At 58.6% G+C, this 19,846-nt stretch carries 18 protein-coding genes; 15 read left to right on the top strand and 3 right to left on the bottom strand.

All coding sequences use genetic code 11. The features are described from left to right. Positions 1 to 161: 161 nt before the first annotated feature. A complete protein-coding gene (locus DBP26_RS26425) occupies positions 162 to 1,382 on the bottom strand; it encodes a CaiB/BaiF CoA-transferase family protein (protein ID WP_108240562.1) in 1,221 nt (406 codons plus the stop codon). 13 nt (positions 1,383 to 1,395) lie between these two features. Beyond that, positions 1,396 to 2,577 (bottom strand): acyl-CoA dehydrogenase, encoded by a 1,182-nt coding sequence (locus DBP26_RS26420; protein WP_108240563.1) that lies wholly within the window; start codon positions 2,575 to 2,577, stop codon positions 1,396 to 1,398. Between the two features lie 174 nt (positions 2,578 to 2,751). On the opposite strand from DBP26_RS26420, the gene DBP26_RS26415 reads away from it, so the two are divergent. From DBP26_RS26415 to DBP26_RS26370, 10 genes are all read left to right on the top strand, one after another. Beyond that, positions 2,752 to 3,675: a LysR substrate-binding domain-containing protein gene (locus tag DBP26_RS26415; RefSeq protein WP_108240564.1), complete on the top strand. Its 924-nt coding sequence runs from the start codon at positions 2,752 to 2,754 to the stop codon at positions 3,673 to 3,675. A 407-nt stretch (positions 3,676 to 4,082) separates the two neighbouring features. After that, positions 4,083 to 5,204 carry a Re/Si-specific NAD(P)(+) transhydrogenase subunit alpha gene (locus DBP26_RS26410; protein ID WP_108240565.1) on the top strand — a complete coding sequence of 374 codons (1,122 nt, stop codon included), beginning with the start codon at positions 4,083 to 4,085 and terminating at the stop codon, positions 5,202 to 5,204. Positions 5,205 to 5,215: 11 nt separating this feature from the next. After that, a complete protein-coding gene (locus DBP26_RS26405; RefSeq protein ID WP_108240566.1) occupies positions 5,216 to 5,551 on the top strand; it encodes an NAD(P) transhydrogenase subunit alpha in 336 nt (111 codons plus the stop codon). Then, on the top strand, positions 5,551 to 6,996 hold the full coding sequence (locus DBP26_RS26400; RefSeq protein ID WP_108240567.1) for an NAD(P)(+) transhydrogenase (Re/Si-specific) subunit beta: 1,446 nt from the start codon (positions 5,551 to 5,553) through the stop codon (positions 6,994 to 6,996). The genes DBP26_RS26405 and DBP26_RS26400 overlap by 1 nt, the downstream gene beginning before the upstream one ends. 189 nt (positions 6,997 to 7,185) lie before the next feature. Continuing rightward, the gene (locus tag DBP26_RS26395; protein WP_108240568.1) at positions 7,186 to 8,679 is read left to right on the top strand and encodes an acetyl-CoA hydrolase/transferase family protein; all 1,494 of its coding nucleotides are present in this window, start codon (positions 7,186 to 7,188) and stop codon (positions 8,677 to 8,679) included. 319 nt (positions 8,680 to 8,998) lie between these two features. Then, complete coding sequence (locus DBP26_RS26390; RefSeq protein WP_108240569.1) at positions 8,999 to 9,214, top strand: DUF1127 domain-containing protein; 216 nt, start codon at positions 8,999 to 9,001, stop codon at positions 9,212 to 9,214. Between the two features lie 337 nt (positions 9,215 to 9,551). Continuing rightward, the gene (locus DBP26_RS26385; protein WP_108240570.1) at positions 9,552 to 9,869 is read left to right on the top strand and encodes a DUF2388 domain-containing protein; all 318 of its coding nucleotides are present in this window, start codon (positions 9,552 to 9,554) and stop codon (positions 9,867 to 9,869) included. Between the two features lie 113 nt (positions 9,870 to 9,982). Continuing rightward, positions 9,983 to 10,288, top strand: a complete 306-nt coding sequence (locus DBP26_RS26380) for a DUF2388 domain-containing protein (protein WP_108240571.1) — start codon at positions 9,983 to 9,985, stop codon at positions 10,286 to 10,288. A 35-nt stretch (positions 10,289 to 10,323) separates the two neighbouring features. Then, positions 10,324 to 10,644: a DUF2388 domain-containing protein gene (locus DBP26_RS26375; protein ID WP_108240572.1), complete on the top strand. Its 321-nt coding sequence runs from the start codon at positions 10,324 to 10,326 to the stop codon at positions 10,642 to 10,644. Next, the gene (locus DBP26_RS26370; protein WP_108240573.1) at positions 10,641 to 12,602 is read left to right on the top strand and encodes a DUF4105 domain-containing protein; all 1,962 of its coding nucleotides are present in this window, start codon (positions 10,641 to 10,643) and stop codon (positions 12,600 to 12,602) included. Before DBP26_RS26375 ends, DBP26_RS26370 begins: the two co-directional genes overlap by 4 nt. Positions 12,603 to 12,805: 203 nt before the next feature. Here the strand turns inward: DBP26_RS26370 and DBP26_RS26365 are convergent, their stop codons facing one another. Then, positions 12,806 to 13,207, bottom strand: a complete 402-nt coding sequence (locus DBP26_RS26365) for a GFA family protein (RefSeq protein ID WP_108240574.1) — start codon at positions 13,205 to 13,207, stop codon at positions 12,806 to 12,808. A gap of 326 nt (positions 13,208 to 13,533) precedes the next feature. Here DBP26_RS26365 and DBP26_RS26355 point away from each other — a divergent pair, with 326 nt between their 5' ends. From DBP26_RS26355 to DBP26_RS26335, 5 genes are all read left to right on the top strand, one after another. Further along, entirely contained in the window at positions 13,534 to 14,841 is a 1,308-nt protein-coding gene (locus DBP26_RS26355) for a CitMHS family transporter (RefSeq protein WP_108240576.1), read from the top strand. Between the two features lie 61 nt (positions 14,842 to 14,902). After that, the gene (locus DBP26_RS26350; protein WP_108240577.1) at positions 14,903 to 15,670 is read left to right on the top strand and encodes a TerC family protein; all 768 of its coding nucleotides are present in this window, start codon (positions 14,903 to 14,905) and stop codon (positions 15,668 to 15,670) included. A 392-nt stretch (positions 15,671 to 16,062) separates the two neighbouring features. After that, on the top strand, positions 16,063 to 17,706 hold the full coding sequence (locus tag DBP26_RS26345) for a Na/Pi cotransporter family protein (protein ID WP_108240578.1): 1,644 nt from the start codon (positions 16,063 to 16,065) through the stop codon (positions 17,704 to 17,706). A gap of 67 nt (positions 17,707 to 17,773) precedes the next feature. Further along, positions 17,774 to 19,156: an insulinase family protein gene (locus DBP26_RS26340; protein WP_108240579.1), complete on the top strand. Its 1,383-nt coding sequence runs from the start codon at positions 17,774 to 17,776 to the stop codon at positions 19,154 to 19,156. 117 nt (positions 19,157 to 19,273) lie between these two features. Continuing rightward, on the top strand, positions 19,274 to 19,846 hold a 573-nt coding region (locus tag DBP26_RS26335), incomplete at its 3' end, for a DUF5924 family protein (RefSeq protein WP_256604733.1).

The raw sequence follows: 19,846 nt of genomic DNA, 5'->3' as shown, positions 1-19,846 counted from the left end.
GAGTTTTCGGTTCCGACTGCGCCGGAAGTGGGGCGAATTATAGAGACATCTGAAGGCCCGTCAACCCTTAATTTGAAGTTTGCCTCAAAAAGGCGAAATCCTGGCAAAAACAATCAGTTGCTTCTGTTTATATAGGAAGCCTCCGCCACTTTTTAAAAGCGCTACAGAACACCCGCTTGCCGTAATGCCATCACGGCTGAATCAGAAAGCCCCAATACCCGTTGCAACACCTCAAGCGTGTGTTCGCCCAACAGCGGCGGCGCACGTCGATATTCCACAGGCGTCTCGGACAAACGAAGAGGACTCGCGACCTGAGGCACCGTCCCGGCCAGCGCATGGGGCAGTTCGACCTTCAAGCCTCGTGCCTGAACGTGGGGATCTGCAAATACTTGGGCGACGTCGTTGATCGGCCCACACGGAACACCCGCACGCTCGAGGGACTGCACCCATTCCGCCGTGGTTTTGAACACCGTCGCCTGACGAATAAGAGGTATCAACTCTGCGCGATGCAGCACCCGCTGCTTATTGGTCGAAAACCGAGGATCGTCAGCCCACTGCGGCTGGCCGGCGACCTCAGCAAACTTGCGGAATTGGTTGTCGTTACCCACCGTAAGGATGAAGTCGCCATCAGCTGTAGGAAAATCCTGGTATGGCACGATATTAGGGTGTGCGTTCCCCAATCGTCGCGGCGGCGTGCCGGTGGTGAGATAGTTCATGGCCTGGTTCGCCAGACAGGCAACCTGTACATCCAGCAATGCCATGTCGATGTGCTGCCCAGGCCCGCCTTGATCCCGATGGGCCAACGCCGCGAGAATCGCCGATGTGGCGTACAGCCCGGTCAGAATGTCAGTCAATGCGACACCCACCTTGACTGGTCCCTGCCCTTCTTCGCCCTCTGGCCGGCCCGTCAGGCTCATAAGCCCGCCTAACCCCTGAATCATGAAATCGTAGCCCGCCCGCTGTGCGTAGGGCCCGGTCTGCCCGAAACCGGTAATCGAGCAGTAGATAAGTCGTGGATTTTCAGCTTGCAGCGAAGCGTAATCCAGCCCGTATGCCTTGAGGCCTCCGACCTTGAAATTCTCGATCACAATGTCGGACTTAGCCGCCAGTTCACGAACCAACTTCTGACCTTCAGGTCGTGTGAAGTCGATGGTGACAGACTGCTTGTTACGGTTGGCAGAAAGGTAATAGGCCGCTTCAGAGGTATTCTCGCCGCGCCCATCCTTTAAGAAAGGCGGTCCCCAGGCACGCGTGTCATCGCCATGGACCGGCCGCTCGACCTTGATCACATCGGCGCCCAAGTCGGCAAGAATCTGCCCTGCCCAGGGGCCGGCCAACACTCGGGACAAGTCCAACACTCGCAAATGCGACAACGCCCCCATGGCTGACTCCCCCTCAGTAGAAGGCTTGAATGCCGGTCTGAGCGCGCCCCAGGATCAGGGCATGCACATCGTGGGTACCTTCGTAGGTGTTCACGACCTCGAGGTTGACCAAATGGCGAGCAATGCCGAACTCGTCGGAAATACCATTACCGCCCAGCATGTCGCGGGCCATTCGCGCGATGTCGAGCGACTTGCCACAGGAGTTACGCTTCATGATCGAGGTGATCTCGACGGCTGCCGTCCCTTCGTCCTTCATGCGCCCCAATCGCAGGCACCCTTGCAGCGCCAGCGTTATCTCGGTCTGCATGTCGGCCAGCTTTTTCTGGATCAATTGATTGGCTGCCAGCGGACGACCGAATTGCTGGCGGTCCAGCGTGTATTGGCGAGCGGTGTGCCAGCAGAACTCGGCAGCCCCAAGCGCTCCCCAGGAAATGCCGTAGCGGGCAGAGTTGAGGCAGGTAAACGGCCCTTTCAGACCGCGAACCTCCGGGAAGATGTTCTCTTCGGGGACGAATACATTGTCCATCACGATTTCCCCGGTGATCGAGGCACGCAACCCAACCTTGCCGTGGATTGCCGGAGCGCTCAGCCCCTGCCAGCCCTTCTCCAAGACAAACCCGCGGATGTCTCCGGCGTCGTCCTTTGCCCAGACCACGAACACATCCGCGATAGGGCTGTTGGTGATCCACATTTTGTTGCCAGTCAGTCGGTAACCGCCGTCCACTTTCCGGGCGCGGGTGATCATTGCACCAGGATCCGAGCCGTAATTGGGCTCCGTCAGGCCAAAGCAGCCAATCCACTCACCGGATGCCAGCTTGGGCAGGTATTTCTCCTTCTGCGCTTCGCTGCCGAACTCGTTGATGGGCACCATGACCAACGACGACTGCACGCTCATCATCGATCGATAGCCAGAATCGACACGCTCAACCTCTCTGGCGATCAGGCCATAGCAAACGTAGTTCAAGCCGCTGCCGCCATACTGCTCGGGAATGGTCGCACCCAGCAGACCGACCTCACCCATTTCACGGAAGATCGCAGGATCGGTCTTTTCATGCCGGAAGGCTTCGAGGACACGAGGGGCAAGCTTGTCTTGAGCGAATTGCTCGGCACTGTCGCGCACCATGCGCTCTTCTTCGGTGAGCTGCTGATCCAGCAACAGGGGGTCAATCCAATTGAAGCTTGCCTTACCACCCATGTTCGTCTCCTCACTAAATGGTTTCCTCGGCCGGAGCCGAGGTGAGTCTTGAAGCGATGCTAAGGCGTGCCTCGGGAGGGGGCAAACGAGGATTGCGAACATACTTGTGATAATTTCTCACTTCGTAATGCGCAATCGCGCAACTATCCGACAGGACAAGTGAGGTTGACGTACATGCGCCGCCGAATTCCAAGCACTGCTGCGCTGGTCAGCTTCGAAGCTGCGGCGCGACACGAAAGCTTTACCAAGGCAGCCGAAGAACTTTCGCTGACTCAAAGTGCCATTTGCCGACAGATCGGAGGGCTTGAGGAATTCCTGAATGTGGAATTGTTCCGACGCTCTCGCAGGGGAGTGAAGTTGACCGAAGCAGGCCTTTCTTACAGTCGACGCGTGGCTACCCAGCTCGACGCCGTTGAAAGGGATACGCTGTCGGTGATGGGCCATCAAGGTGCGAATGTGATCGAACTTGCGGTGGTCCCGACATTCGGCACGCAGTGGTTGTTGCCCCGCCTGAGGGACTTCCAGCAGCGGCACCCAAACGTCACGGTCAACTTGACCAATCGCACTCGACCTTTCCTGTTCGCCGATACCGACTTTGACGCCGCCATCTATTTCGGCGATGCAGACTGGTCAGGTACCGAGTCTCATCGCCTGATGAGCGAAAACCCAATGCCTGTTTGTAGCCCCAAAATCTTGGGCAACAAACCCAGACTTAGCGCAGGGGAATTGTCGTCAATGCCGCTGCTGCAACAAACCACAAGGCCCTACGCTTGGCGGCAATGGTTCAACTCAATGGACCTGAGCGTGGCGCGAGATATGACAGGGCCGCGATACGAGTTGTTCTCCATGCTCGCGCAGGCGGCGATGCATGAGATGGGTGTCGCACTGATCCCGCCTTTTTTGATCCAGCGGGAGCTGGAGGAACAACGACTGGTCGTGGCGAACACGCATCCATTGGCGAGCGCAAAAGCCTATTACCTGATGATTCCCGACCGGAAAGTCGAATCCGTATCATTAAAAGCCTTTAAAGACTGGCTAGTGGAGCAGGCACAGACCTTCACGCTGCCCGGCATTGCTGGGTTGGAGGGGCTTGACTAACTTTGTAGTCAGGATACAGGAAGCGCTACATATATCTCGGAATGTCGCATTTACGAAACACCCGTGTTTTATATCCAAAACAGGCTGAACGCTTTGAAATACGCGGTCTTTGGCCTGATAGGACATCATTTCGAATCAGGACTTTAAAAATACGCTGAAACGGACAAATCGAGCTGTAGGCCTTTAAATTAAAGGCTTTCAGCTTTTTGTTGCGTCAATCGGTCACAGGGTGACTTGTAGTAAAAGACACGTCCCGTTACAGAATTGCTTGAACGTCCTAGGTTACCCCTGCAAAATGCCGCGCCCCGCTTTGTTGACGGGGTCGTGGTGATCGCTGTCCCAGACGCGCCATCCGTAGTGCGCTGGCCTATTTTTCAAAGATAAAAAGATCACGCAGGAGATTTGACGTGCACATTGGTGTCCCCTTAGAAACCCAGTCCGGTGAAACTCGGGTTGCTGCTACCCCGGAAACCATCAAGAAACTCATCGGCCAAGGCCACACGGTCACCGTACAGTCGGGCGCAGGTATAACCGCCAGCGTTACGGACAGTGCCTACCAAACTGCAGGCGCTTCGATTGGTAGCGCCGCTGACGCCTTCGGCGCGGAGCTGATTCTCAAGGTCGTCGCGCCAAGTGACAGCGAGCTGGCGCTGATCAAGAGCGGCACGTTGGTCATCGGGATGCTCAATCCCTTCAACAACGAAATAATCGCCAAGATGGCCGAGCGCGGCATTACCGCTTTCGCCCTTGAGGCGGCACCTCGGACATCACGTGCGCAAAGCCTCGACGTGCTGTCGTCGCAAGCCAACATCGCCGGTTACAAATCGGTGCTTCTGGCTGCACATCACTATCCGCGCTTCATGCCAATGCTCATGACCGCCGCGGGCACGGTGAAGGCTGCGCGTGTGCTGATCCTCGGCGCTGGCGTTGCCGGCCTGCAGGCCATCGCCACCGCCAAACGCCTGGGCGCGGTGATCGAAGCGTCTGACGTTCGCCCTGCGGTCAAAGAGCAGATCGAGTCGCTGGGTGCCAAATTTGTCGACGTCCCCTACGAAACAGATGAAGAACGCGAGGCCGCGGAAGGTGTAGGAGGCTATGCGCGCCCCATGCCCGCCAGTTGGATGCAGCGCCAGGCAGTAGCCGTTCACGAACGCGCCAAACAGGCGGATATCGTGATCACCACTGCATTGATTCCCGGACGCAAGGCGCCGGTGCTGCTGAGCGCAGAGACCGTTTCGCAGATGAAACCCGGTTCGGTGGTGATCGATCTTGCGGCGGCCCAAGGCGGCAACTGCCCGCTCACCGTGGCGGATCAAGTGGTCATCGAGCACGGGGTGACCATCGTCGGCCATACCAACCTGCCTGCCCTGGTGGCGGCTGACGCGTCGGCGCTCTATGCGCGCAACCTGCTGGACTTCATGAAGCTGATCTTCACCAAGGAAGGCCAGCTCGAGATCAACCTCGAAGACGACATCGTCGCCGCGTGCCTCATGTGCCGCGATGGCCAGATCGTCCGCAAGAACGGCTGAGGACAATATTGATGGAAGACATGCTGATCTCTCATGGCGTCTACAACCTGATCATCTTCGTACTGGCGATCTACGTCGGCTACCACGTGGTCTGGAACGTCACCCCTGCATTGCACACCCCACTGATGGCAGTCACCAACGCGATTTCAGCGATCGTTATCGTTGGCGCGATGCTGGCTGCTGCGCTGACGGTCACCCCGCTGGGTAAGACGATGGGCACGCTGGCGGTCGCATTGGCCGCTGTCAACGTATTCGGTGGCTTTCTGGTCACCCGTCGCATGCTGGAAATGTTCAAGAAAAAAGCAGCCCCTACCAAAGGTGCTGCCAAGGATGAGGTGGCTAAGTAATGAGCATGAACCTCGTGACTCTGCTGTACCTCGTGTCCGCGATTTGCTTCATTCAGGCCCTCAAAGGCCTCTCGCACCCGACGACGTCCCGGCGTGGCAACCTGTTCGGCATGTGCGGCATGGGCTTGGCAGTCCTGACCACCATCGGTCTGGTGTTCAAGCTGGCAGCGCTGTCCACCGATGGTGCCAGCGCCGGTATCGGTTACATCGTCATTGGCCTGCTGCTGGGCGGTACGGCCGGTTCGATCATGGCCAAACGCGTCGAGATGACCAAGATGCCGGAACTGGTCGCGTTCATGCACAGCATGATCGGCCTGGCAGCGGTGTTCATCGCTATCGCTGCGGTCGTCGAGCCTCAGTCGTTGGGTATCGTTCAACACCTGGGCGATTCGATCCCAACCGGTAACCGCCTGGAGTTGTTCCTTGGCGCAGCCATCGGAGCCATCACTTTTTCCGGCTCGGTCATTGCGTTCGGCAAGTTATCAGGCAAATACAAATTCCGCCTGTTCCAAGGCGCACCGGTGCAGTTCGCCGGTCAGCACAAGCTGAATCTGATCCTGGGCCTGGCGACGCTGTTCTTCGGCCTGACCTTCATGTTCACTGGCAGCCTGTTCGCGTTCGCGATCATGCTGATTCTGGCGTTCGTGATTGGGGTGTTGCTGATCATCCCGATCGGGGGTGCCGACATGCCCGTCGTGGTGTCGATGCTCAACAGTTATTCGGGCTGGGCAGCCGCCGGTATTGGCTTTTCGCTGAACAACTCCATGCTGATCGTCGCAGGATCGCTGGTCGGTTCGTCGGGTGCGATTCTGTCGTACATCATGTGCAAGGCCATGAACCGTTCGTTCTTCAACGTGATCGGCGGAGGTTTCGGCGGGGCGGCAGACGCAGGCGCGACGGGCGGGGCTAAAGAAGCTCGGCCAGTCAAATCCGGCTCGGCTGACGACGCCACCTTCTTGCTGACCAACGCCGACACCGTGATTATCGTCCCAGGCTACGGCCTCGCAGTGGCGCGCGCTCAACACGCACTCAAAGAGCTGACGGAGAAGCTGACCCACGCCGGTGTGACCGTCAAATACGCGATCCACCCTGTGGCGGGTCGGATGCCAGGGCACATGAACGTACTGCTGGCCGAGGCCGAAGTGCCGTATGACCAAGTGTTCGAGATGGAGGACATCAACTCCGAATTTGGCCAGGCAGACGTGGTTCTGGTGCTAGGCGCCAACGATGTGGTCAACCCGGCGGCCAAGAACGATCCGAAATCCCCGATCGCGGGCATGCCGATTCTCGAAGCCTTCAAGGCCAAGACGATCATCGTCAACAAGCGTTCGATGGCCAGCGGTTACGCAGGCCTGGATAACGAACTGTTCTACCTCGACAAGACCATGATGGTCTTCGGCGACGCCAAAAAAGTCATTGAAGACATGGTCAAAGCTGTCGAATAACGACGCTGGCCTACGGCTGGACAGACCCTCGACGCGAACATCGGTCGAGGGTTTTTTACATCCTGCGTAAAGGTGTTTTGCGCGCCAACCCGCCAATTAGAGCCCTCCCATGCGACCTTGGTCGGGGAGCCAAACACGCTCAAATCTCTAGACTGGGTCGCTCGCATCCTCGTCTCGAGATAACACTCCATGCACCGTGAACGTATTCGCCTGCCGTCGCTGATGAGCAAGGTAATGAGCGCGGCTGATGCCGCTTCCCTGATCAAGGACGGCATGACCATCGGCATGAGCGGCTTTACCCGCGCCGGTGAAGCCAAGGCAGTCCCGAAGGCCCTGGCCGAGCGGGCCAAGGCCCATCCACTGAAAATCAGCCTGATGACCGGCGCCAGCTTGGGCAACGATCTTGACAAGCAACTGACTGAAGCGGGCGTACTCTCGCGCCGCATGCCCTTCCAGGTCGACAACACACTTCGCAAGGCCATCAACGATGGTTCGGTCATGTTCATCGACCAGCACTTGTCCGATACCGTCGAACAATTGCGCAACCGCCAGATCAAGTCTGTCGACATTGCGGTCATCGAATGTGTGGCAATCACTGAAGAAGGCCACTTGGTACTGTCCACCTCGGTCGGCAACTCGGCCAGCTTCGCGATCCTGGCCGAGAAGGTCATTGTCGAGATCAACACCGCACAGCCGGTCGAGCTCGAAGGCCTGCATGACATCTATATCCCGACTTATCGGCCAACACGCCTGCCGATCCCTGTGCTGAAAGCCGATAGCCGCATCGGCAGCCAGGCGGTGCGGATCGATCCGGCCAAAATCGTGGGCATCGTGTTCAGCGATCAAAACGATTCGCCCTCGACTGTATTGCCTGCGGATCATGAGACGCAGGCCATTGCAGGTCATTTGGTGGAGTTTTTCAAAAATGAAGTGCGCCAGCACCGGCTGACCAATCAGTTAATGCCCTTGCAGGCAGGCGTCGGGACCATTGCCAATGCGGTGATGACAGGGCTTATCGACTCGCCTTTCCATGGAATGGCGATGTATTCCGAGGTGCTGCAGGACTCGACATTCGACCTCTTTGAAGCGGGCAAGCTGGATTTCGCGTCGGGCTGTTCGATGACGCTGTCCGCACGCAAGCACGATGCGGTGTTCAATCACCTCGAGCAGTACAAACCGAAACTGTTATTGCGCCCCCAGGAGATCTCCAATCACCCGGAAGTCGTGAGGCGCCTGGGCATCATCGGCATCAACACCGCTCTGGAGTTCGACCTTTACGGCAACGTCAATTCCACTCATGTCGGAGGCACACGGATGATGAACGGCATCGGTGGCTCGGGCGACTTCGCGCGCAACGCGCATCTGGCGATTTTCGTCACCAAGTCCATCGCCAAGGGCGGCGCGATATCGAGCGTGGTGCCCATGGTCAGTCATGTTGACCATACGGAGCACGACGTCGACATCCTGGTGACCGAGCAGGGGCTCGCAGACCTGCGCGGCCTGGCACCTCGTGAACGTGCCCGGGTAATCATCGATAACTGTGTTCACCCGGCTTATCGGGAAGCGTTGAACGATTATTTCCGCCGTGCCTGCGCCTTGGGAGGGCATACCCCCCATGTCCTGCGCGACGCACTCAGTTGGCACCTTAATCTGGAAGAAACTGGCCGCATGCTCGCCTTATGAGAAAACAGTTGGGGTATGGCGACGACCATTCGTCGCCATCATGGACCGCCTGATCGAGATATATTCAAAAACTGTTCTGCTGTACCGGTCACATCCAGCGCTAAACGCAAAGCTTTCACCGTTCTAGCGCACAAAATGCATCATTAAGGTGCAAACCGGTACAGTTGCCCCAAATCCGAACAAAACAGTGCTCCTCCACAGTTAACTGGAGCAGCACAATACGATTGAACTGTGTCTGGAGAGAGGCGGGCAACGAGAGGAAGATTGGCACCAATCAAGCCACTATCTAATCCCGCCACAAGCGGAAGGAAGAAGCACCATGGAACGCACCGTAAGTTCCGAACTGTTCTACGAAGACACCGCAAAATCCGCTAAAGCCTCGTTGCCGCTGCGCATGTTCGCCAACTTGATGCTCTGGCAGCGTCGCCTGTCCAGCCGCCACCAACTGGCTCGTCTGGATGCTCGCCTGCTGGCTGATGCCGGTATCAGCGAATCCCAGCGTTACGAAGAGCTGAGCAAGCCGTTCTGGCGCTGATTAAGCGTCTGCTGGTCCCAGGCTGAGAGCCTCTCACCAGCAACCCAAATTCCTACAAAACCCGTCGCAGGTGACTGCTGACGGGTTTTGTCGTTTCAGGGCGCCATAAACCCTCTTTGGCGGCTGAATCCTACAACAGGTACAGTTTTAAATAATTAGATTACTACAGGTACAGTTTGGCTTTGTTAGCGTTCGCGCACTTGCCGACGTTACGCCGAGATAGTCGCTGAGAGCCGGTTACGCTAGTCTTGCCTCTCCCTTGCCCGATCGCCTGCCGGACTGTCTTATCCGACAAAAACGCGTGCGCGATCTCGATCCATTCCGTTGGAGTACTACCATGCCCCGCATTCACCTGTTGAGCGCTGCAGCGCTCCTGATCGCTGCCACCGGAGTCCAGGCTTCGAGTTTCGTTGTAACCACCGATACAGTGGTGCGGGCACTGGATTCCTCTTCGAACGCCACGTCGAAAATCTCTTCTTCCTTTCACGACGATAAAATCGTGCTGGCTGCCAAGGACGATGCAGCCAGTTTCGTTGCCAGCAACGGCAGCATCCGTGGCGCTCGCCTTCAAGGTGCCTTCCAGCATATTCGGGAAATCAGCCCGAATCTGAACGCTAGCGATGAACAACTGGCTCAGGCGATCCTGGCTATTTGATTCAAGTTCAGCCACGCGACAGCTTTCGTACCGTTAGACCGGACGTGTTCACTGGCTCTGCCTGGGGCATTTGCGCTAGCCTTTGGCTCTCGTTCCGCCACTCACGAAGTCTTATGCGTTCATTGACTCGCCTGTTGATGGGATCGATCGCCGGGCTGATGTGCATCGCTCAGGCCCACGCGTTCGATACGACCACACAAAGCCTGGTCAAAAGCGGGTATGCCACCAGCCAGGTGACGACCGGGCCATTCGACAACAAGCTTATTGTTGCCGCTCACGATGATGCGGCAGCCTTCGTGGCCACGGATGGCCAGTTGCGAGGCGCTCGACTGGAATCTGCATTGATGTATCTGCGCAGGTCCACGTCAAAACTTCATGCCAGCGACCTTGAACTGGCGCAGGCAATTCTCGTCCAATAGTCACTTTTGCATTTCTGTATTTCTGGAGCCGTTCCATGCGTACCCCGCTGATCGCCGCCGCCCTCGGTCTGTTGTTGCTGACCGATGTCGCGCACGCGCAAACCTTGAAAGCCACCAGTAACATCGTCGTGCGCGCGCTGGGGCGCAGCGTTGATTTCACTTCCGACACCACCTCGTCAGTGCGTAACTGGAAAATGATTGTGGAAGCCCAAGACGACGCCGCCAGCTACGTTGCCAGCAATGGCAACATTCATGGCGCCCGCCTGGATGCCGCGTTTGCGACCCTGCGCGAGCGTCTGCCTGAAGCCCGTGACGCCAGTGATCAGGATCTCGCCGAAGCCATCCTCGCACTGTGAGATGCGTAGCCGCCTGGCTGTTGGGGTCTGCACTTTCGCTTTTCTGCACGAGCGCCCTTGCCGATTTGAGCCTGTCGCTTTACACCGACGGGTTGAATCGTGAGCAGACGAAAGCCAGCCAGGCGCTGCTTGACGAAGCGATGGCGCACCTGCCGCCCCTGTTCGTCAGCAAGCTGGACCGGAAAGTCGAAGTTCGATGGACCGACGACATGCCGTCCAATGCTTACGGTCGTGCCGACGGGCCATATCGTCTGGATTTGAACCAACGCTTGTTGAGTGGTCTGACGGATGGCAGTGCCGCCACCACCCGAACCAATCGCCCCCATGGCACTGTTCGCGAGGAAATGCTCGCCACGGTGCTGCACGAGCTGACCCACATCTACGATCACGCGCAACTCTGGTCGCCTGAAGCCCGCAAGCTCATCATCGCCTGCACCCGTCAGGGCAACAGCGTTGGCAAGGTTGGGCTTCGCGACAGTTGCCGGGGTCAGACCGACCGACGCTTCACCCTGAGCGATGACCCTCGCCTGCTGGACCTGGCTGGCTGGCCACAATACGTCGGGCGCCGAGGCGAACGCGAAGAACGCAACGGGCAGGTCGCGCGCAGCCCGGACATTTACGAGATCACCAGCCCGCTGGAGTTCGTCGCGGTCAACATGGAATATTTCCTGCTCGACCCCGCTTACGCCTGCCGTCGGCCTGCCCTTTACGCCTACTACAAGCAGCAATTCAACTGGGCGCCCGAAGCCAAAGACACATGCTCCACATCCTATCCCTACCTCAACGCCGGCAATGATTTTGCGCGCGAGCCATTGGGCAAGCTCGATCCGGAACGGGTGTACGAAGTTGACTATCTGTTGGCCGAGGCCAACCAGAATCTGGTGAGCCGGTGGGGCCATAGCATGTTGCGGCTAGTGATCTGCAAACCGGGCCGCCCGCGCGGTCCGGATTGTCGCCTCGACCTGGATCAGCACCTGGTGCTGTCCTACCGGGCTTTCGTCAACGACCTGCAACTGTCGAGCTGGAGCGGGCTGACGGGGGTATATCCCTCTCGTCTGTTCGTGCTGCCTTTGGGCCAAGTGATCGACGAATACACGAAAACCGAGCTTCGCAGCCTGGCGTCGGTCCCGCTGAAACTCTCTCGCGACGAAATCGATGGGCTGGTGCAGCATGCCGCCGAGATGCACTGGGCGTATGACGGCAATTATTGGTTCCTGTCGAACAACTGTGCCGTCGAGAACCTGAAACTCTTGCGCAGCGGGACCAACGATCCGCGACTGATCGGACTGGACAGCATCATGCCCAACGGTCTTCTGGAAGTGCTCAAGGGCCGGGGGCTGGCCGATACCAGCGTGCTGGATGACCCGAAGAGGGCGTTGCGGCTCGGCTATCGGTTCGACTCGTATCGGGATCGCTACCAAGCGATGTTCGATGTGCTACGCAACAGTACGAACGTCCATGAAAAGACGGTCGAGGATTGGTTGGCGCTGCCTGCAAAAGAGCGACAACCTTGGTTCGCCAAAGCCGATCTGCGCGCCAGTGCAGCCTTGCTGTTGCTGGAGCAGGCAAGCATGCGACGCCAATTGTTGCTGGCCCAGGACGAAGTCAAGCAGCGTTACCTCAGCGCGGTCGAGAAAAAGGACAACCGCGTGTCCCAGGCGACCGGAACATTGCAGGATATCCTGGCCAACAGTGGTTTCCTGAGTCGGCCTGCGGAGTTGCTGGGCAGCGGTGGCTATGGCTTACCGCAGCAAGGTGAATGGGGACGGCTCGAAGCCGAAAGCAGCCAGCGGCAGAAGCAACTGGCACGCCTCAGCGGTGACCTCGATAAGGAGGTGAGGGCGCTACTGGAGCCGGATCGCGCGGCGGAGATTGCCGCCACCGAAGGTAACCTCAAGCAGATAGGTGAACACCTGCGCGCGCTGCACAAGGCGGCGGGTGGCCTGGAATTGCCGTAAAAAGCCCCTCTCTGTCATCACCACAGGCGCGCCGACTCTGCTTGCGCCCCTAAGCGCGAACGTGCCCCCGGTCCGGTGCGCGGCGGTAGTGAACCGGCTACCCCGATAGGCTTAGCCATGTCGCATTGCCTGGATCTGCTGCCTGCTCAAGACAGATCACGGACCAGCCACGCTGCGTCGGCCAGTCCCCTGTCTGCGGTTATCTAGTTGGTCTCTTCCCGCTCTTCTGGCAGATGCTCGTCCAAGTGCAGCCACGGCAGGCGGTTATCGGCCCAGATATGCCGGTCAGGCCGGACGCTTTCGGGGTGGTCGAGGGTGGCGATGGTCACGTCCATCGTCTGAGGGCTGTTTCTGCTGAACAAAGCCACCTGTGCCCCACAGATATTGCAGAAATACCTGACGCAAGTCGGCCCGGAGTCGTAAGCGGCAGGACTCCCTGCCAACCATTCGAAGGCTTCCAACGGCACCGTGGCCCACGTCGTCACGATCCCACCCGAGGTGCGCCGACAGATGGAACAGTGGCAGTGCGCGATGTCCCGCAGGGGTGCGTCCAACTGATAACGCAGGTGGCCACAGTGGCAGCCACCGGTATGCCGTTCACTCATTGTCGTTCTCCCGTTCGTGTTCAGGTTCTGACTACCTGCAAGCCGATTTTCTTCAGCTGTGAAAGATGAACAAGCCCAACGGCGCCGAAAGCTGGCTGAAAGCTAAGGCGATTAGCATCGCGTCACCGTCGGCCACAGACCGATCAGGCCAGGACCTTCTCTCGATGACGTCCGGCCCATCTACAACAACAACTTGGTGATTCTGATGCTTTCCAGTGCCCCCCTGTATTCCTCGCTCGTATTCCAACTCTGCGCCCCGCACGGGCTGAGCTGATTACTTCACCTCATCCGTTTTTCACGTCGCGCAACACCTGGAGTACTTCCCTATGCTGACCTTCCTCGGCTTCGCCATGGTCGTCGCTTTCATGTACCTGATCATGACAAAGCGCTTGTCTGCACTGATCGCCTTGATCATCGTGCCGATCGTTTTCGCTTTGTTCGGCGGCTTCGCTTCGGACATCGGCCCGATGATGCTGGCCGGTATTACCAAACTCGCGCCCACTGGCGTGATGTTGATGTTTGCCATTCTCTACTTTGCACTGATGATCGATTCGGGCCTGTTCGACCCGGCTGTGCGCAAGATTCTGAAGCTGGTCAAAGGCGACCCGGTCAAAGTTTCCGTCGGCACTGCTGCGCTGGCGCTTGTCGTATCACTGGACGGTGACGGCGCCACCACCTACATGATTTGCGTCGCCGCGATGCTGCCGCTCTACAGCCGTCTGGGCATGAGCCCGCGCATCATGGCGGGGCTGATCATCCTCGCAGGGGGCGTGATGAACATGACGCCCTGGGGCGGTCCGACCGCGCGCGCAGCCAGCGCGCTTCACGTCGATCCCTCCGACATCTTCGTACCGATGATTCCCGCAATGCTGGCCGGGGTGGTGGCAATCCTGGTCATCGCATACTTCTACGGCAAACGTGAGCGTGCGCGCCTGGGCGAGCTGCATCTGCCAGGGGACGAAGTGGATCACAGCGAAATCAGTGTCTCGCAGTTCCCTGAGGCACGTCGTCCCAAGCTGATCTGGTTCAATGCCGCCCTGACCCTGGCGCTGATGGTGGCCCTGATCATGGGCCTGCTGCCTCTGCCAGTGCTGTTCATGATCGCGTTCAGCATCGCGATGATCGTCAACTACCCGTGCCTGCAAGCGCAGAAAGACCGCGTCGCCGCGCACGCCGGAAGCGTGCTGGCGGTGGTCGGGCTGATCTTCGCGGCAGGGATCTTCACCGGTATCCTGTCCGGCACCGGCATGGTCGATGCGATGTCCAAGAGCCTGTTGGCGGTGATCCCTGAAGCGATGGGGCCTTACCTGGCGGTCATCACCGCTGTGGTCAGCATGCCGTTCACGTTTTTCATGTCGAACGATGCGTTCTACTATGGCGTGTTGCCGGTGCTGTCTGAAGCCGCCTCGCACTATGGCATCAGCCCCGTGGAAATGGCACGTGCCTCAATCGTCGGCCAGCCCGTCCACTTGCTGAGCCCATTGGTACCGTCGACCTATCTACTGGTCGCGCTGGCGGGGATCGAATTCGGCGATCATCAGCGCTTCACCCTGAAATGGGCGGTGCTGGTCTGCGTTTGCATCCTGATTGCTGCGCTGCTGATGGGGATCTTCCCGGTGTTCAGCAGTCTATAAGACACTTTATGCCTTCTCGGGTGTGCATCCGTGAAGGCTCACAAGCTCAAAGGAATCTGTAATGGAATGGCTGACCAACCCGGAGATCTGGGTTGCTTTCTTTACGCTGACCGCATTGGAAATCGTGCTCGGCATCGACAACATCATCATGATCTCGATCCTGGTCAGCCGCATGCCCAAGGTGATGCAACCGCGTACGCGGATTTTCGGCCTGGCGTTGGCGATGGTCACTCGTATCCTGCTCCTGCTGTCGATCACGTGGGTGATGCGCCTGACCGACGATCTGTTCGTGGTGGTGGGGCAGGGCATTTCTGGCCGCGACCTGATCCTGTTTTTTGGCGGGCTCTTCCTTCTGTGGAAAAGCTCGCAAGAGATTTACCACGGCTTGGAGGGCGAGGAAGAAACGCTGGAAGAGCCAAAAGGCAAGGGCGGCCAATTCCTCTACACGATCGTGCAGATCGCTATCATCGACATCGTGTTCTCGCTGGATTCGGTCATCACGGCCGTCGGCATGGTGTCCCATGTTCCCGTCATGATCGCCGCGATCATTGTCGCCGTGCTGGTGATGATGCTGTGCTCGGGCGTTATCAGCGAATTCATCGACAAACACCCTTCACTGAAGATGCTCGCGCTTTCGTTTCTGATCGTGGTCGGTACAGTGCTGATCGCCGAATCGTTCGATGTCCACGTACCGAAAGGGTATGTGTATTTCGCCATGGCGTTCTCGCTGGCGGTCGAAGCCATCAACATCAAGATGCGCACCGCCATGGCTAAGAAGAAGGCAACGAATGATCCGGTGAAACTTCGCAAAGACGTGCCGGGTCAATAACGTCCGACGCGCTCTGTGGGATGGGAACGGGGCATTGAAATGTGCCCCATTCGGGTTGATGAAGATCGCCTTCGGAGACAGGCTTGCTCAAGAAGCGGAGATCACCTCCGCTGAACGGCCCACGTGCCCCAGAGAACACAGCGTGCTGGCTAAGCATGAGTCGACAGTGCCCAACCACTGGCCCAACTGGCTGATTTGTGACAGATTTGTTTCACGCAATAATCATCTGTGCCATGCTGGCAATAAGGCTTCAAGCCGACTAAAGCTTTAGTTGAGCAGGCAACCTCGGGCAGTATCCGCCGGGCGCCGCTCACTATCCGCCGTACATTCATGTTTGCCCGCCGGACGCCAGTTGCTCTGACCCGCCGGGCTTTTAACAGGGGGCTTTCCGTATGCTGACCCTGCTCGATTTGCTCTCCGCCGTCGCGCTGTTGATCTGGGGCACGCACATCGTTAGGACTGGGATTCTGCGCGTCTACGGCTCGCAATTGCGCCGTGTGCTCAGCCAGAACATGGCCAAACGTCCGCTGGCTTTCATTGCCGGGATTCTCGTCACGGCGCTGGTTCAGAGCAGCAACGCCACCGCCATGCTGGTGACTTCGTTCGTCGGTCAGAGCCTTATGGGGCTGACGCCTGCGCTGGCTATCATGCTGGGCGCCGATGTCGGGACGGCGGTGATGTCGCGAATTCTGACATTCGACCTGTCATGGCTCTCGCCGCTGCTGATCTTTCTCGGGGTGATTTTCTTCCTGTCTCGCAAACAGACGCGCGTCGGCCAGTTGGGTCGCGTCGGCATCGGGCTGGGGCTGATCATTCTGGCCCTGCAGCTCATCGTCACGGCAGCGGCGCCGATCACCCAGGCCGCCGGGGTCAAAGTGCTGTTCGCTTCGCTGACGGGGGACATCCTCCTCGACGCGCTGGTCGGCGCAATGTTCGCGCTGATTTCCTACTCCAGCCTGGCCGCCGTGCTGCTCACTGCAACGCTGGCGGGCGCGGAAATCATCAGCTTGCCCGTCGCCATCGGCCTGGTGATCGGTGCCAATATCGGCAGTGGGCTGCTGGCCTTTCTCAGCACCAGCATGCAGAACGTCGCTGGGCGTCAGGTCGCCTTGGGCAGCCTGCTCTACAAGTTGATCGGCTTGCTGCTGATCATTCCGGTGCTGACGCCACTGGTGAATTGGATGGACACCCTCAATGTCAGCCCGTCGAGCCTGGTGATCAGCTTCCACGTGATCTACAACTCAGTGCGCTGCCTGATCATGCTGCCCACCGTTGGCCCGATGGGCCGGCTGTGCGCGTCCTTGTTGCCCCAGGCAGCGGAAGTCAACGGTCAGACCAAACCTCGCCATCTGGATTTGGCAGCACTGTCGACGCCCAGCCTGGCACTGGCCAATGCGGTGCGGGAAACCCTGCGCATGGGGGACTTGATCGACAGCATGCTGCACGCGATGCAGGAGGTCTTGCGCGGCAATCAAACGGCGGTGACCCAGGAAGTGCGGCGCCTCAATGATGACGTCGAAGTCCTGTACAACGCCATCAAGCTCTACTTGGCGCAAATGCCCCGCGAAGATTTGAGCGACCAGGACAACCGTCGCTGGGCTGAAATCATCGAATTGTCGATCAATCTGGAATTGGCCAGCGGCCTGATCGAACGCATGTTGCGCAAGGTCCAGCAACAGAAGACCTCACAGCGCCGTTCCTTTTCCGACGTCGGCCTGGAAGAGCTCTCGGGGTTGCATGAACAGTTGATGGCCAATCTGCGGCTTGGTCTGTCGGTGTTTCTCAGTGGCGATCCGGAAAGTGCCCGGCAGTTGCTGCGTGAAAAACGTCGGTTTCGGGCACAAGAGCGACGTCTGGCCCACGCTCATGTCAGCAGGTTGCAACGTAAAATCGTGCAAAGTATCGAGACCAGTTCGCTACACCTTGAGCTGATCGCCGACATGAAGCGACTGAATTCCCTGTTCTGCAGCAGCGCCTATGCCGTTCTTGAGACCTCTGACACCGGGGCCCTGTCCAGCGAGAGCCAGCCAGAGTAATCGAGAGGAACGCCGGAGCCGGACAGAAGTCTGTTACACATACCGGCCCGCGCGGAAACCCGTTCATATGCGTTGCCTGCTGTTTGCAGTCCTGTTGCTGACTTCTTTCACCTCGATGGCCCTCGACCGCTTTCAAGTGGAAGGCTACGTGCTGCCCAACGGGTTGCAGCTCTTGCTCAAGCCAGCGGAAAAAGGCCATGTGTCGATCCGGCTGGTGGTTGGCGTCGGCTTCGATGACTTTCCGTGCGCAGACAAAGAATTGCCACATCTGCTGGAGCATCTGCTGTTCAGCGGCATAGACGACGCCGGGGAAGGCGGCCTCGAACGGCAGATGCAGGCGCTGGGCGGGGAGTGGAACGCCTTCACCAGCAATACGGACACCACCTTCGTGATCGAGGCACCTGCGCAGAACCAGCGCAAGGTACTGGACCTGTTGCTCGATGTGCTGACGCGCACGCAGATCAACCAAGCTAACCTGGACATGGCCAAACGCATCGTCGAGCGGGAGGATGGGGGACATTACTCCCATTTGCAGCGCTGGCTGGACAAACGCGACCTCGGCCATAGCGCGAGCAACCAATTGGCCGTCGAGCTGGGACTCAAATGCGCCGAGCGTCCGGAAGTCGATCACCTGACACTCGAGCAGGTCGAAGCGCTCCACGATCATTGGTACGCATCGAACAACATGACCCTGATCATCGTGGGCGATCTGGACAAGCTGCTGCCCGCCTACCTGGAACGGACTTACGGCCAGCTCAACGGCGTTGATCCCACCGAGCATCCCCCTCTGGCCACCATCAGCGAGAAAGCCGAGCCTGAGCGAACCCTCATGCGCGGATTCGTCGGGAACGGTGCCAGGCTGCACCTGTTTTTTCCAGAGCCCGACATGGGCGAACAGCATGATGAAACCTGGGATCTGGTCAAAGCCTATCTGGACTGGTCCCTCTACAGCGAGTTGCGTCTGGACAAGGGCTACTCCTATGGACCATGGGCGGACCGCGAGGCCTTCGGTGACACCGGTTTGTTGAGCCTTAATGCCGATCTGGACCGTGATGACGTGGAGGCCGCCATCACGTCCGTTCGCGCGATGCTGGAGCGGTTGCGTAAGGAAGGGATGGACCCGGCGACTTTCGCCCGCCTGCAGCAGGCGTCCATCGCCAAGCAAGCATGGGCGGCGCAAGGCAACAGCGCGCTGGCCGATTATTACTGGGGGGCACTGAACGACTATGCGGATGGTCGGTTCGAGGATCCGGGGAAACGCACCAGGGCTGTGAGCCTGGACCTGGCCAACCGGGCGCTTCGGCAGATGCTGACTCAGCCGGGCTATCTGCGGATTGAAGAGCCGTTGCTCGGCTATGACGCGTTATATGAGATCGGGATAGCCCTGGCGGCCATCGTGGGCTTGCTGATTGTCTGGCGTTGGCGGGTGTACAAAAAACGTCCATCGTAATGGGACCGCTGTCGAGGCCCTGTCGCGGAGTTTCGGCAGGACCGCAAACATTCATTGCTGCCGCCCGGCATTGCTATCCTCCACAGGATTTGTCCTACAGCCCAAGTGACCACCGACATGCCGGACTTAAACGCCCTCATTCAGAATTCCGCCGTGCAGCGCGTGCTGGAATTCATTAAACGTTACCCGGGCCTGATTGCGCTGTTCGGATTCTGCTCGGGTGTGGCCAGCTTCATCATGGTGGACCGCCAGGCCCGGCTCGCGAGCTGGGTGGCGGTTCTGCTGCTGATCAGTTGGTTGTGGTTGATGGTGGAAAACAGCGCCGTCGAAGTCCTCGCAAAGCTCTTGAAGCGGGAAATCCCACAACCTCTACTGCGCTACGCCACCCAGATGATCCACCAGGAAAGTCTGTTCTTCGTACTGCCCTTCTTCTCCATCACCACCACCTGGAACAGCGGCCAGTTGGCGTTCACCGGGTTGCTGGCAATCGCAGGATTGGTCTCGATCATCGACCCGCTGTATTACAAATGGCTGGCACCGCGCCGCTGGCTATTCCTCGCCCTGCATACGTTGACGCTCTTCGCCGCCATGTTGACGGCCCTGCCGATCATCCTGCACCTGACCACAGCGCAGAGCTACAAACTGGCACTGGCCACCGCCATGCTGCTGTCGATCCCGAGCCTGGCGATG

This window comes from Pseudomonas sp. RIT409 (genome assembly GCF_003052515.2).
Classification (GTDB): domain Bacteria; phylum Pseudomonadota; class Gammaproteobacteria; order Pseudomonadales; family Pseudomonadaceae; genus Aquipseudomonas.
The sequence above is the reverse complement of the archived record's forward strand: the minus strand, read 5'-3'. Positions and strand labels throughout refer to the sequence as shown.

Bases quoted from the DNA above. Each gene is read 5' to 3' on its own strand.
- DBP26_RS26425 (WP_108240562.1), bottom strand. From the start codon at position 1,382: ATGGGGGCGTTGTCGCATTTGCGAGTGTTGGACTTGTCCCGAGTGTTG.
- DBP26_RS26420 (WP_108240563.1), bottom strand. From the start codon at position 2,577: ATGGGTGGTAAGGCAAGCTTCAATTGGATTGACCCCCTGTTGCTGGAT.
- DBP26_RS26415 (WP_108240564.1), top strand. From the start codon at position 2,752: ATGCGCCGCCGAATTCCAAGCACTGCTGCGCTGGTCAGCTTCGAAGCT.
- DBP26_RS26405 (WP_108240566.1), top strand. From the start codon at position 5,216: ATGGAAGACATGCTGATCTCTCATGGCGTCTACAACCTGATCATCTTC.
- DBP26_RS26400 (WP_108240567.1), top strand. From the start codon at position 5,551: ATGAGCATGAACCTCGTGACTCTGCTGTACCTCGTGTCCGCGATTTGC.
- DBP26_RS26395 (WP_108240568.1), top strand. From the start codon at position 7,186: ATGCACCGTGAACGTATTCGCCTGCCGTCGCTGATGAGCAAGGTAATG.
- DBP26_RS26390 (WP_108240569.1), top strand. From the start codon at position 8,999: ATGGAACGCACCGTAAGTTCCGAACTGTTCTACGAAGACACCGCAAAA.
- DBP26_RS26385 (WP_108240570.1), top strand. From the start codon at position 9,552: ATGCCCCGCATTCACCTGTTGAGCGCTGCAGCGCTCCTGATCGCTGCC.
- DBP26_RS26380 (WP_108240571.1), top strand. From the start codon at position 9,983: ATGCGTTCATTGACTCGCCTGTTGATGGGATCGATCGCCGGGCTGATG.
- DBP26_RS26375 (WP_108240572.1), top strand. From the start codon at position 10,324: ATGCGTACCCCGCTGATCGCCGCCGCCCTCGGTCTGTTGTTGCTGACC.
- DBP26_RS26365 (WP_108240574.1), bottom strand. From the start codon at position 13,207: ATGAGTGAACGGCATACCGGTGGCTGCCACTGTGGCCACCTGCGTTAT.
- DBP26_RS26355 (WP_108240576.1), top strand. From the start codon at position 13,534: ATGCTGACCTTCCTCGGCTTCGCCATGGTCGTCGCTTTCATGTACCTG.
- DBP26_RS26350 (WP_108240577.1), top strand. From the start codon at position 14,903: ATGGAATGGCTGACCAACCCGGAGATCTGGGTTGCTTTCTTTACGCTG.
- DBP26_RS26345 (WP_108240578.1), top strand. From the start codon at position 16,063: ATGCTGACCCTGCTCGATTTGCTCTCCGCCGTCGCGCTGTTGATCTGG.
- DBP26_RS26340 (WP_108240579.1), top strand. From the start codon at position 17,774: ATGCGTTGCCTGCTGTTTGCAGTCCTGTTGCTGACTTCTTTCACCTCG.